Origin of the sequence: Streptococcus mitis, from assembly GCF_001579045.1 — a bacterium.
In the GTDB taxonomy this organism is placed as follows: Bacteria; Bacillota; Bacilli; order Lactobacillales; family Streptococcaceae; genus Streptococcus; species Streptococcus mitis_D.
On record NZ_KQ970263.1, the window covers coordinates 93,159 to 106,189 of the forward strand.

The following is a 13,031-nucleotide window of genomic DNA, read 5'->3' on the forward strand; positions in this document are numbered from 1 at the left end:
TTCTACTCCTATCTATGTGTACGTGGATCACTAGCATCCGCTAAGTTTTGACCAACTACGAAAAGGGATAAGGATACCAAGACAAGGGTTGTCAATGGAATCCAGAACAAGTAAGCATTGGTTGTTACGTTTTGTGAATAATCCGAAATCAAACGACCCAAACTTGGCACTGTAATCGGTAATCCAAGACCAAAGAAAGACAAGAAGGCTTCGTATGAGATAAAGCTTGGAAGCATTTGGGTCATGGTTGTCACAATAACAGATACCAATTGAGGCATGATGTTTTTAGCAACAATCTTCAAGGTTGGTGTTCCCAGAGTACGTGACGCCAAGTTGTATTCCAAGTCACGATAACGCAAGATTTGCACACGAATCATGAAGGCAATCCCAATCCATGTTGTTACACTCATGGCAAAAATCAGATTCCAGAATCCAGCTCCGATTGAGTAAGTCAAGACAATGACAATCAAGAGAGATGGGATGTTTGAGATGACGTTATAAACTTCCATCATCACACGGTCAACTGATTTTGAAATTCCCCAAATACCACCGACAAAAACACCGATAACCAAGTTAATCACTGTCGCAATCACAGAAATGAGGATAGAGTTACGAGCTCCGAACCAGACACCGTCAAAGAGAGATTTACCATTACTGTCTGTACCGAACCAATGCTCAGCATTTGGCTTGATATAACGAGCACTAAAGTCGTTTACCTTGCTGACATCATTGAAATCAAACTTAGAAAACATTGGGTAGATGAAACTCATCAAAATGATGGCTACCAAGATTCCCAACATGACTACAGTTGATTTTTTCTTCATAAATTGTCTAAACACTGATTTCCAGTAAGAATAGGCTGGCGCATCAATGGCTTCAGAGGCAAAATCGTCACGTTTTACGAACTGAAATTTTTCTTTATCGATTGTAGACATTATTTGCCTCCTTTCTCAGTCAATTTAATACGTGGGTCAATAATGGTCATCCAAATATCTCCCAAAAGAAGTGAGAAGATAGAAATACATGTAAAGATGAAGACAAGACCAACGACCATAGAGTTATTAGATGCTTTTACAGAGTCAATCAACATTTTACCCATACCCGGGAAAGCGAAGACTGTTTCAGTAAGGGTTGCACCACCGATAACCCCGATAACGGCACCAGGAATTCCTGAAACCAATGGAACCATGGCATTTTTAAAGATGTGTTTGTTTGAAATTTCTTTTTCAGACAAACCTTTTGCACGAGCAAAACGAACAAAGTCCTGTGACTGTAAGTCAATCATATAACGACGAATCCAAATAGCTGTATAAGGAGCCCCCAACAAACCAAGGATAACTGCTGGTAAAACGTAAGAACGCCAATCTCCAGCTCCCAGGATAGGGAATGAATCTGGAAGACCAATTGATGATCCAATCAAACGAACGATGTAAACCAAGGCAATCGTTGGAAGAGCCATCAAGAAGGTCAAAGCACCTGTCGAAAAGCTATCAATCCAAGTGTTCTTGAAACGAGCCATGGCTGAACCAAGCGGCACGGCAATCGCATAAGAAATCACCAAACCAATCAATCCAGCGACAGCAGAGCTGGTAATCATAGAAGGATATTGGTAGTTGCTTTCAGTAGCTGTATAAGGATCATCTTTCCCATAGTTAGCTACTTCACGAGAATCAGCCTGACTAGGTGATTTATAGGTTCTTGAGTAAATATTTACAGAAGAAGTTTTCTTACCTGTTGGGAATTGAACTTGAGATGTTTTTGTTTGCCCTTGTCCTTGAGTAATAACCTGTAAAACAGGGCTATTAGCATAGGTTGGATAAGAGTCACCTAAATTAATGTTCACAAAGTTTTGATGCACAAATGGGAACTGACTATTGAAGTACAAGAGATATTTATGTTTAGTTCCTGAACCAACCAATGACCATCCGATCGCTGGATCGTTTTCAAAACGAAGGTAACGTTTCAAGTCTGGATTTTCAGGGTCTTGAATTTTATTAGTATGGTCAATGTCAATCAAGTTAGCATAGAAGTGAAAAACACGTTCAAAAATTGGAATTTCACGAGTCGCATAGAATTGACCGCTTTCAGTAAATTCTCCCAAGGTCCAACCATGACCGATTTGTTTGATGTATTTTTCATAGATAGCCTTGTTGGTATCATTAGCTTCAACTGTTACAGAGGCATCCATCTGGCTAGCTTTTTCTTGCAACTCTTTGGTATCGTAGTACTCGATATAACCCATACGCTCATAAACGGTATTCTCATAGTTATCACGTTTATCAGCAGTTGTCGCAATCTTGTTATAGTTGGTATCCTGTTTGAAAATCAATTTTCGAGGAACCATTGTATAGATAATCGTGTAGGTCAAGGTTGTTACTAAGAAGATAGAAACCAATGACCGCAAAACACGCATAAAAATATATTTTTTCATATCATTTCCTTTAAAAATCCCAAAAGAACCTTCTCCTCATGGAGAGAAAGTTCTATTGAAAATTATTTACTTCACATGACTTGCCAATTCTTTTTGAGCTTTCTCGTTTGACTCAGTCTTTTCTTTCAACCATTTTTCACGAGCTTTTTCATACTCTTCTTTGGTGATTGCTTTTTCACCAACTTCAGTGTACTTCAAGTATCCTGCATTTTCACCTTTAAGGCCGGCTACTGAATATGAAGAGCTAAATGGTAGAACTTTTGAAACATATGAAACGGCTGTTTCTTTAGGAGAAGCCATTACTGGAATTGTCAAAGCATTGTCAGTCAACCAAGCTTGTGCTACTGCATATTTTTCATAACGTTTTTGAACGTCTTGGTTTTCGCTGTTTGCGTCATCAAGTAATTTTCCATAGTCAGCTAAACCAAGTTTGCTTACTACTGATGCATCTGTGTTTTGGTCAATACCAAGGTAAAGGCGAGTGCTTCCTCCCTTAAGGACGAATTGATCCAAGAAAGTAGAAGGATCTTGATAGTCAGGGTTCCATCCTAGCAAGGTATGGATATCCCAGTCTTGCTCTTTAGCTGTTGGAGCGCTAAATGAAATTGGTAAAGCTTCTGCTTGAGTCATTTGTTGTAAGTCTACAACAACATTATCTGAACCCAATACTTTTTCAATTGATTGTTTCAATGATTGAACACGGTTTACAACCGCTGTTGATTCTTGGATAACCAAGGCATCCAAGTGGATTGGGAATTCAACACCCTCAGCTTGTAGGCTTGATTTAGCTTTAGCAAAGACTTCTTTAGCTTTTTCTTCATTGTAGAGTCCATTTTGAGAATCTGCTAGAGATACGTTTGACCAAGTAGAAGAATTTGTCTTAGCCAAGCTATCTTGTACCAATTCACCAAATGTTTTCTTACCAACTTGAAGATTATAAGGTGCAAACGTATTACGGATGGCTACTGCAGCTCCATCAGTACCATTTGTTTGAGCTGAGTAAGAATTGCGATCGACAGCAAAGTTCAAGGCTTGACGGAATTCCTTGTTTAGCAATGCTTTCTGAGTAGATGTCTTTTGAGCATCACTTGTTTTGGCAGTGTGGTTATAGGTTGTACGACCATAGTTCAAGCTGACAGTTGCAACACCCGCTCCTGGTTCATTAAAGTAAATGTTATCTTTGAAGTCAGCTGCATATTTTTCATATGTAGAACTTGTAGGGAAGATACGAGCCTTGCTATATTGACCATCGGCAAAACCTTTGGCAATTACATCTTGATCCTTACCATCCCAGAAAGTGAACTTAACATTCTCAATTTTTACATTTTCTTTGTCCCAGTAAGCGTCATTTTTAGCCATCTCGATAGATGATTTAGGAGTTACAGCCTTCAAGACAAATGGACCGTTATAAAGAATAGAGTTAGCATCTGTTGGAGAACCAAAACCTTCCCCTTTTGAAGCTAAGAATTCTTCATTAACTGGCATCAAAACACCACTAGTGGTCTTGTCATTCCAGAAAGTTTCTGGCTGGTTCAAGGTATACTCTAGTGTTTGGTCATCAAGTGCTTTTACTCCGACGGTTGAAAAATCGCTTGTTTCACCCTTGATATATGCTTCTAATCCCTTAATAGAAGAGCTAACGATTGAAAGTCCTTTTGATTTTCCATCTACCGCATGTTTCAAACCAGTAACGAAGTCTTTAGCAGTGACAGGAGCATATTCTTCACCCTCTGCTGTCACCCATTTAGCATCCTTACGGATTTTATAGGTATAAGTCAAACCATCTTTTGAAACTGTCCATGATTCAGCAATAGAAGGAACCAGATTACCATATTTATCGTTAGCCAACAAACCATCTACAGCATTTGTTGTGATGAAAGATGTTGAATCGATATTGCTGACGATATAATCCAAGGTTTCTGGATCTGTTTGATAAACATATTGGTAATCTTTTGCTAGTTTAGCATTACTTGAACTAGTGTTTGAACACGCAGCTAGAACTCCTGACGCTAATAAGGTAGCTCCTGCTACAGCAAGCACTTGACTTTTTTTCATTTCTTCACTCCTCGTAATAAAGTATAGGTCATCATCAATTATATCATAGATTTCAAGAAAAGTAAACGAATTTTCAGAATATTTAGGCTTATTGATACAAAAAATCTGAAAAAACTATTGACTGAGAATGATTTTCAAGGTATAATAATAAACGTTAAGGCGGTATAGCCAAGTGGTAAGGCACGGCTCTGCAAAAGCTTGATCGTCGGTTCAAATCCGTCTACCGCCTTCTATAACTTGATTTATCAGGTTTCATTTAAACAGAAAGCCCAATTTAAAGGGCTTTTTTCTTTTTCTTCTAATGGATACATATAACTTACAAAAATTTTTGGAGCGAATTTGGGACAGACTTCTTTTTAGGAGACAATCTTTTGATACTCAATGAAAATCAAAGAGCAAACTAGGAAACTAGCCGCAGGCTGTACTTGCGTACGGCAAGGCGACGTTGACGCGGTTTGAATTTGATTTTCGAAGAGTATGAAATCAACTGAAAAAGCTTCGTCACTCCTGGTGACAAAAGCCTCTAGTTTACTCTGTTTCTTCTTCTATTTCAACTTCGGTAATTTGGACTTTTACCTTGGTAACACGTCCATTTTTCACCTTATCATTGGTTAGGATAAGCTGTTTGTTTTGGCTTACCAATTCATAGCTAAGTTTCTCAGTCGTTGGAATGGTCCCAACTCCTGTCAAATAGTAACCAGCGATGGTATCAACGTCATCACTTGCCAGTTCAACATCAAAGTAGTCATTAAAATCATTGAGATTCATAGTACCTTGAACGATATAAGTATCTTCTCCAATTTGATGAACTTCGATTTCAGCCTTATCTGTTTCGTCATCGATTTCGCCAACGATTTCCTCTAAGAGGTCTTCTAGGGTCACCAAACCAGCCATCCCACCGTATTCATCCAGCAAGATTGCCATTTGTCTTTGGGTATTGCGCAATTCTTTTAGCAAGTCATCCACAAAAATGGTTTCAGGAACAAAAAGTGGATCTTGTAAGATTTTCTTCCAAACAATATTGTCAAAACCGTCCACAAAGCCCGCCTTAAGGAGACTCTTGGTGTGAATAATCCCAATCACATTGTCCTTATCCCCATCATAGACAGGGATACGAGAATAATTTTGTTTTAAAATACTTTGGATGATGGTTTGACTATCATCCTGAATATCGACCATGAAGGCATCCGTCCGAGGAACCATGACTTCTCTGGCCATTAATTCGTCCAGTGAAAAAATCCCTTGTAACATTTCAATTTCGTCAGCATCTAGTGTTTCTTCACTATTTGTCAGCATATAGGCAATTTCATCACGGGTCATCTTTTCATCCGCATCATCGAATGACATAGGAGTCAAATGGCTCAAGAAATTGGTCGAAGCAGCTAAAAGCCAAACAAAAGGACTAACTAGTTTCCCCAGCCCAATGATAACTGGCGCTGTACGAATCGCCAAGGCATCCTTTAGATTAAGAGCGATTCTCTTAGGATACAATTCCCCAAAAACGATGGAAATATAAGTCAAAAATGCTAAAGATAGAAAACTTGCAACGGCATAAGATGTTTCGCCATTTCCAAGCCAAGATGCAATTTCTCGTCCCAGAGTTTCTGCCAAACTCGCCCCTGATAAGATCGTAATCAGGGTAATCCCTACTTGAATGGTTGATAAAAAGTGGTTAGGATTTTCTAGTACCCTCAGCAGACGGATATAGCGTCTATCTCCTTCTTCTGCCTTTTGTTCAACCCGCGCACGGTTAAGTGAAACCATGGCCATTTCTGTGGCTGAGAAAAAAGCATTTAACACTGTCAAGATAAACAACAAAACAAATTGTAGCAACAAATTCTGACTACTTGGGTCTTCCATAGTTCTTCTCCTAAAATAGTATCTTGTCACTTATTATATCACAAAAATTAGCTCAGTACATATTATTTTTCTCAGTGTCTATTCTAGTTATACTTAAATTGTCCAAAAAAGAACTCCTATATCCACAAGTGACATAGGAGTTTATGTTATCTTTTACTGAGTAACCGTTACTTCTCCAGTTCGGTAATCCAGTTGAAGTCCTTTTTGAACATTGGGAACTAGAACATTAAATTCCAATTCTCCGTCTGAAGACTTAGCTTCAATCTGTGAAGCTGAAGGAACTAAATCCTCATTTGTAGCGTAATAAAGGGTTACACGGTAACGGACACGCTTGTTTTTATCCAAGGCCTTACGTACCATGCTTTCATAGTAGTTTTGCCCTGTCGAATCCTCAGCTTGCGCCTGATTTGCCCAGGCTGTTTGAACAGCAATGTTTTTAGGATTGCTTGTCGAGGCATCAAAACCATCCAAACCACCGATTAAGGCATAGCCTAGCAAATGACCTCTATCAACCGCATGGGTATAAGTACCCTTTAGATTCTTAACCTGATGCCATCCTGGAGGAATCCATGAAGTCGAACCATTCCCAGTTTCTTCACGATTCTTGTACTGTCGGGTTGCCTTAGACAAGAGGGCATTGGCTACAGTTGGCACAGTTTCCTTGCCAACTGTCTTTGTTTTGTTATCAGCGTAAGGCTTACTTGAAACCTTGGCATCTAGATTAGTTTTATTACCATTGACGATAAAAGCACCGGATCCATTCCACTCCAGACTCCCTTTTATTTGACTCTTAACTGCATCTGTTAAGACACTTTCTGCCAATGCTTGACTAGGAGCTTCAGGCGCTTGTTTTTTCTGACTCACCTTAGTTTTAGGACTATTAGCTGTCGACTGCATCTGCTTGATATAGTAGCTCCCCGCAGATAAGAGCAATAACACTAGTAAACCAATCAGTGTCTGTCTTATTTTTTTGTTCATATTTCTCCTTATCTTTAAAAAAGGCTGGTTTTCCAGCCTAATTTCCTGTAAATTTATGAATTAATTCCTGCCATTTTGCTGGAGACAGGATAGCCCATGGATCTTGACCCTTGCCCAAAATTCCATAACCGACCATTAAACCGATTCCTAGGGCTAGTGCACCTAAAATCAGTACTAGAATGACTAAAAGTAAACGCTTGACTACGTAGCCTGATTTCTTATTCATCTTCATCACTTGCCTCAATCCGCTGAATCTTAGCACCTAGCTGCGCCAACTTCTCATGGAAACGGTAATAACCTCTATCCAAGTGAACCAATTTACCAACAACGGTTTCTCCTTGCGCTACCAAACCTGTCAAAATCAAGGCTGCGCTGGCACGAAGGTCAGTTGAAAGAACTTCTGCTCCCTGCAAAGCTTGTCCACCAACAATACGAGCTGTATCACGGATAATCTCAGAGTGCAAGCCCATGCGACGCATTTCTTCTAGATGTTGGAAACGATTTTCGAAAACTGTCTCCACCATAGTTGATTCCCCTTTTGCGACAGTCATCAAGGCTGTAAATTGAGCCTGCATATCTGTTGGAAATCCTGGGTGAGGCAAGGTTTTCACATGAACAGCTTTTAGATTTTCTAGTTGAGAGCGAACTCGAATTCCTTCAGTCTCCTCTGTCACTTCCACTCCCATTTCAAGCAATTTGGCAATCAAGGGACGGTTATGCTCCCAGACAGCGTCTTTAATCAAGATATCACCACCAGTCATGGCAGCAGCTACCATAAAGGTTCCTGCTTCGATACGGTCTTGGACTACATTGTGAGTCGTACCATGAAGTTTCTCAACACCGGTAATGGTAATGGTCTCTGTACCAGCACCCTTAACCTTAGCTCCCATTTCATTGAGGAGAATGGCTAGGTCCACAATCTCAGGCTCACGCGCAGCATTCTCAATCACTGTCACCCCATCAGCCAGCGTCGCCGCCATCATCAAGTTCTGCGTAGCACCAACACTTGGGAAGTCCATATAGATATGAGCTCCATGTAAGCGATCAGCCTTGGCTTCGATATAACCAGCTGTCTGGCTAATCTTAACCCCCATAGCTTCTAGACCTTTCAAATGAAGATCAATAGGACGACTACCAATCGTACAACCACCTGGCATGGATACCTTGGCATGACCTACACGGGCAAGAATTGGTCCCAAGACAACGATAGATGCACGCATCTTGCTGACATACTTGTAGGGAGCTTCCTCAGTGATATCGCCAGTCGCGTCCACCTCAACAAGATGGTCTTCTTCATTAAAATCCACCTTGGCATTTAAACCACGAACCACCTGATTCATAGTGAAAACATCTGACAAGATAGGAACATTCTGCAAGACGGTCTTTCCTTCACTGGCTAGAATAGTCGCTGCCAACAAGGGCAAGACTGCATTCTTTGCTCCTTCAATCGTAACACTTCCTACCAGACGATTATCGCCACCTTGAACCACAATTTTTTCCATACTTATTTCCTTTACATTTGATTTTATAATAATCCTCTAAGCGCTTCTTGCCACAACTGATAGAGACTTATAAAGAAAGAACTCATGATGTAGCCCATGACAATGCTGAAAAAGGCTACTAATAAACGAACTTTTCCTGTATTCTCAGCTGTCACTTTTAAAACCTTTTCCCATCTAACAAGATTCTTTAAAAGGTAAAAACTCACATAAATAAAGAGCATATGACTGCTTAGAGTGAATAATAATTGAACCATTTGACTATTATACCATCTTCTCTGTTTGTGCGCTAGTTTGGAAACTTACCTTAAAACTAGGGATTGTTTTTCAAGTAATCAATTGCATCTTGTAGGGTTTTAACAGGCACGATTTTCATATCTGTCTTGATTGTTTTGGCTGCTTCTAGGGCTGTTTGGTAGTTGTTTTTCGCATCTGGATGCGCTTTTTGTTCTTCTTCGCTAACAGGGTTATCAGGGGCAAAGAAAATCGTAGCACCTGCTCTAGCCGAAGCTACAACTTTTTTATCAATACCTCCAATGTCCCCCACATTACCATCACGGTCAATGGTTCCTGTACCGGCAACGATACGACCATTACGAAGGCCAGGGTCAGCTATTTGGGTATAGATGGCCAGACTAAACATGAGACCAGCACTTGGTCCGCCGATACCAGCTGTTGAAAAGCGAATTGGGACATCACTGGTCACTTCCGTACGGTCAATCAAACCGATTCCAATCCCATTTTTGCCATTTTCCAAGGTGATAATCTTACCTTCTGCAGACTTGGTTTGCCCATCCTCTTCATAGGTGACCTTGACGGAATCTCCTAATTTTTGAGAATTGACGTAATCAATCAAATCTTTGGAACTATCAAAGGTCTGATCATTGACTGCGGTGACCGTATCAGAGATATTGAGAATCCCTTTAAAGGTCGAATTATCCGTCACAGTCAAAACATAAACCCCAAGGTATTTAAGTTCAATATCCTTACCAGCTGTTTTTAGTCCTTGATACTTGGCCATATTTTGCGATGTCTGCATGTAGAATTGATTGATCCGCATAAATTCAACATCGGAAGAGCCACCTGTAGTCTCTTGGGCACTGCGAATATCTGTAAAAGGCGTCAACCAAGCATAAATCATATGAGCTAAAGTTGCGTGTTGGACACCAACTGTAACGAATTGATAGGCACCAGCTTCCTTATCTTCTGTGTCATTGACTTTAAGGACTTGGCGAATATCTTCCGAACCACCTGGAACTTCTATATAGTAGGGCAAGGGCACTACAAAGGCCAAGAAAGTCACAATTAAGGCCGCAATGACATATAAGGGCCATCTAATCTTTTTTTTCATTTCTTATTTCCTCCAAAATACTCTCAGGAACATAGCAGGTAATATCCTGACCAAACTTCAAAAGCTCTCTAACGCCTGATGAACTAATATAGAGATGTTCAGGTCGGCTATGTAAATAAATGGTCTCTATATCAGGAGACAGCTGATGGTTGTAGTAATCAAAACTGGCTTCATATTGCAAATCCGCCGCATTTCTCAAGCCTCGCACTAGGCAAGTAGCCCCCAGTCTTTTTGCGACATCGACCACCAATTCATCATGAGAAGACACGACTTTAACATTTCCCAAATGTTTCACAGCCTTTTCTAACCCCCGTTTACGATTTTCGATAGGAAGAAATCCTTGCTTGTGGGGATTAAAAAAAATACCGACATAGAGCTTATCAAAGAGTTTGCTAGCCCGTTCAATCATATCCAGATGCCCATTTGTCATCGGATCAAATGAGCCTGTAAATAAGCCAATCTTATCTGACATAAACTGTCACCTTACTAATTCCATAAATTTTTTCCTTCCAGATGCCAAGACAGGCAATTTCTTCTGGAAGTTCAACGGCCTTATCCGTCTCACACACGACCATGACATCTTCAGAAAAAAGCTCTCTCTCAGCCATTTTCTCAATATCTGCTACGATTTGTTCCTTGGCATAAGGAGGGTCTAAGAAAATGAGGTCAAATTCCCCAGATAGCTGTTCCAACGCCCTTTCTGCATCCATCTTGAGGAGTTGAAATTTCCCAACTTCCTTAGTCATCTGGATATTTTCAGCTACGATAGTCTGAGCCTTACGGTCTCTCTCCACTAAAACAGCACTGGACATACCACGCGATACTGCCTCAATAGATAAACCACCACTACCTGCATAAAGGTCCAAGACGCGCCCCCCTTCAAAGTAGGGACCAATCATGTTAAAAATAGCTCCCCTAACCTTATCTGAAGTAGGTCTTGTCGTCTTGCCCTCTAGTGTCTTGAGGGGACGTCCCCCATAGATTCCTGATATGATTTTCATACCGTTTATTATACCAAATTATAGACAAAAAGAGAAAGAAGAGGCTGGCTAGTACTAAATTCGAGGATAAAATTCAGAAAATCTGTCTATAATAAAACGCATAACATCAAGCTTTACTACACCTGATATTATGCGTTTTTAGTGGTTATCTAAACAAAAATTAAAAAGATAAATAATAATACGATAGAGGTAATGCAACTCATAAAAATTTGCTTCACATTTACTAATTTCGTATCTTTCCCTTTTTCTATATATAATGGTAAGCGTGTGTTTACACTAAAGAAAATCAATACAGGAAATATATAAGCTAATAAATAGTTAAAATAAACACCTGACACTATCGATAGAAATAATAAATACGGTAAAAACACAAGCGAAAATACAATTGCAAATCTAATCAAATCTATACGAAATTTTAAAATCTTCTTAGGATGATAAAAAAAGTAATAACGACCTTCATGAACCATTAAAATACCATAATACACTAGATAGAGGAGGGATAAAACCGTAAAAGAAAAAACACTTACATCTTTAAAATCACCTTGACCTATATACGATATGATAGACAATGCATAAAAAGATAACAATTCCAAAGCTAACTTAGTCCTAACAACAGTCAAAAAAAATACTTTCACCATATTTTCACCCGACTAAATACAAGCACTAAACTATTGATTAAACACAAAGCGAGTAAGAGTACTAACATTAAACTTACAGAACTAGCTTCAATGATTTGATTTAAATAAAACGGCATCACTTTTCGTACATTCAGAGCTAAAAACAAAGCAAACCCTATACGAATCGTTAAATTAACAGTCTCCTGATATTTTTTCTTAAAAAAACAACCACCTAAGCTACTTACTAAACTAAAAATTTGGAGAAGAACCATATAAAATAGAAAGTATTTTTGTGATCTAAAGACTAAATCTAACGGAAATAGAAGCAACACCGACAATATACACAAAATTATATATTTCCTAAAAGTATAGTACTTCAACACTTCTACTCGAGAAAAATTATGGAAAAAGGATTGAAATTTTACAGCCAACTTGGACAATTCTTCTCTCTCTTTAGTAACTACAAAAATATTAGATAAAACAAGTAATAACGTCAACAATTGCATGCTATTTTCATATGGTAATATCTTAAAAAACAATATTTTTAATGAGAAAAATATAATTAAAAGAACCGCTATCAAACTCAAAATATTCCACAATCCATATATCCCGAACTTCTTTCGGAATAATTCTAATTTAAGTAAAAATAGTTTAGTCATAGAGCTGCTCCTCCAACTCACGAATAGAACCTGTATTGGCAAATGTTTTGGCAACTTCTCCATTCTTTAAGAGAATAAAACTATCACACAAATCGTTTAAAGTGTCCAAAATGTGAGAAGAAATTAGAATAGTTGTTTTACCTTTGAAAGTCTTCAAGATTGATTTAAGTTGTGTGATATATGTTACATCAATACTATTAAATGGTTCATCTAAGATAAGTAGACCAATATCGCGAATAAATAGATTAATCAGAGATAATTTTTTTCTCATTCCTTGAGACAATTCTTCAATCCTAGTATCTTCTTTCCCCTTCAAATTCAACTCACTGATCAATTGCTCAGCAGTTTTTATTCCCCCTGTATGATTTATAATTAAAGTTACAAACTCACTAACAGTCAAAAATGGATAAGGTTCTAAATCAGAAGGGATATATAAAATATTATCTACATCAAAATCCTCAACATCAAAAGTTTGATTTGCTTCATAATATCCTGACAGCATGTTCATTAAGGTTGTTTTACCAGCTCCATTTTCTCCTAAAAGACCAATAATTTCTCCTTCTGGTAATTTCAAGTTAGT

The 13,031-nt window shown here is 38.7% G+C and carries 14 protein-coding genes and 1 tRNA gene; 1 reads left to right on the top strand and 14 read right to left on the bottom strand.

What is annotated here, in order from left to right; translation table 11 throughout:
- Positions 1-8 precede the first annotated feature (8 nt).
- From oppC to SMIDD28_RS06670, 3 genes are all read right to left on the bottom strand, one after another.
- Positions 9-935, bottom strand: a complete 927-nt coding sequence (oppC, locus tag SMIDD28_RS06660; RefSeq protein WP_061425362.1) for an oligopeptide ABC transporter permease OppC — start codon at positions 933-935, stop codon at positions 9-11.
- A complete protein-coding gene (locus tag SMIDD28_RS06665; protein WP_061425363.1) occupies positions 935-2,431 on the bottom strand; it encodes an ABC transporter permease in 1,497 nt (498 codons plus the stop codon). Before SMIDD28_RS06665 ends, oppC begins: the two co-directional genes overlap by 1 nt.
- 66 nt (positions 2,432-2,497) lie before the next feature.
- Entirely contained in the window at positions 2,498-4,486 is a 1,989-nt protein-coding gene (locus SMIDD28_RS06670) for a peptide ABC transporter substrate-binding protein (RefSeq protein ID WP_061425364.1), read from the bottom strand.
- 158 nt (positions 4,487-4,644) lie between these two features.
- Between SMIDD28_RS06670 and SMIDD28_RS06675 the strand changes: the two genes are divergently transcribed.
- A tRNA-Cys gene (locus tag SMIDD28_RS06675) sits at positions 4,645-4,715 on the top strand.
- 299 nt (positions 4,716-5,014) lie between these two features.
- Here the strand turns inward: SMIDD28_RS06675 and SMIDD28_RS06680 are convergent.
- From SMIDD28_RS06680 to SMIDD28_RS06730, 11 genes are all read right to left on the bottom strand, one after another.
- A complete protein-coding gene (locus SMIDD28_RS06680; RefSeq protein WP_061425365.1) occupies positions 5,015-6,346 on the bottom strand; it encodes a hemolysin family protein in 1,332 nt (443 codons plus the stop codon).
- A gap of 153 nt (positions 6,347-6,499) precedes the next feature.
- Positions 6,500-7,324 (bottom strand): DNA-entry nuclease EndA, encoded by an 825-nt coding sequence (gene endA, locus SMIDD28_RS06685; RefSeq protein ID WP_061425366.1) that lies wholly within the window; start codon positions 7,322-7,324, stop codon positions 6,500-6,502.
- A 37-nt stretch (positions 7,325-7,361) separates the two neighbouring features.
- Positions 7,362-7,550 (bottom strand): DNA-directed RNA polymerase subunit beta, encoded by a 189-nt coding sequence (locus SMIDD28_RS06690; RefSeq protein WP_025169885.1) that lies wholly within the window; start codon positions 7,548-7,550, stop codon positions 7,362-7,364.
- On the bottom strand, positions 7,543-8,826 hold the full coding sequence (gene murA / locus SMIDD28_RS06695) for a UDP-N-acetylglucosamine 1-carboxyvinyltransferase (protein WP_061425367.1): 1,284 nt from the start codon (positions 8,824-8,826) through the stop codon (positions 7,543-7,545). Before murA ends, SMIDD28_RS06690 begins: the two co-directional genes overlap by 8 nt.
- Positions 8,827-8,849: 23 nt before the next feature.
- Positions 8,850-9,080 carry a DUF1146 family protein gene (locus SMIDD28_RS06700; protein ID WP_000250399.1) on the bottom strand — a complete coding sequence of 77 codons (231 nt, stop codon included), beginning with the start codon at positions 9,078-9,080 and terminating at the stop codon, positions 8,850-8,852.
- A gap of 56 nt (positions 9,081-9,136) precedes the next feature.
- The gene (locus tag SMIDD28_RS06705; protein WP_061425368.1) at positions 9,137-10,174 is read right to left on the bottom strand and encodes a SepM family pheromone-processing serine protease; all 1,038 of its coding nucleotides are present in this window, start codon (positions 10,172-10,174) and stop codon (positions 9,137-9,139) included.
- Positions 10,158-10,646 carry a pantetheine-phosphate adenylyltransferase gene (coaD, locus tag SMIDD28_RS06710; protein ID WP_061425369.1) on the bottom strand — a complete coding sequence of 163 codons (489 nt, stop codon included), beginning with the start codon at positions 10,644-10,646 and terminating at the stop codon, positions 10,158-10,160. The genes SMIDD28_RS06705 and coaD overlap by 17 nt, the downstream gene beginning before the upstream one ends.
- Positions 10,636-11,175: a 16S rRNA (guanine(966)-N(2))-methyltransferase RsmD gene (gene rsmD / locus SMIDD28_RS06715; RefSeq protein WP_061425370.1), complete on the bottom strand. Its 540-nt coding sequence runs from the start codon at positions 11,173-11,175 to the stop codon at positions 10,636-10,638. Before rsmD ends, coaD begins: the two co-directional genes overlap by 11 nt.
- A 149-nt stretch (positions 11,176-11,324) precedes the next feature.
- Positions 11,325-11,813 carry a hypothetical protein gene (locus SMIDD28_RS06720; RefSeq protein ID WP_061425371.1) on the bottom strand — a complete coding sequence of 163 codons (489 nt, stop codon included), beginning with the start codon at positions 11,811-11,813 and terminating at the stop codon, positions 11,325-11,327.
- Positions 11,807-12,451, bottom strand: coding sequence for a hypothetical protein (locus tag SMIDD28_RS06725; RefSeq protein WP_061425372.1), 645 nt, complete (start codon positions 12,449-12,451; stop codon positions 11,807-11,809). Before SMIDD28_RS06725 ends, SMIDD28_RS06720 begins: the two co-directional genes overlap by 7 nt.
- Positions 12,444-13,025: an ATP-binding cassette domain-containing protein gene (locus SMIDD28_RS06730; protein ID WP_231075161.1), complete on the bottom strand. Its 582-nt coding sequence runs from the start codon at positions 13,023-13,025 to the stop codon at positions 12,444-12,446. The genes SMIDD28_RS06725 and SMIDD28_RS06730 overlap by 8 nt, the downstream gene beginning before the upstream one ends.
- Positions 13,026-13,031: the final 6 nt, after the last annotated feature.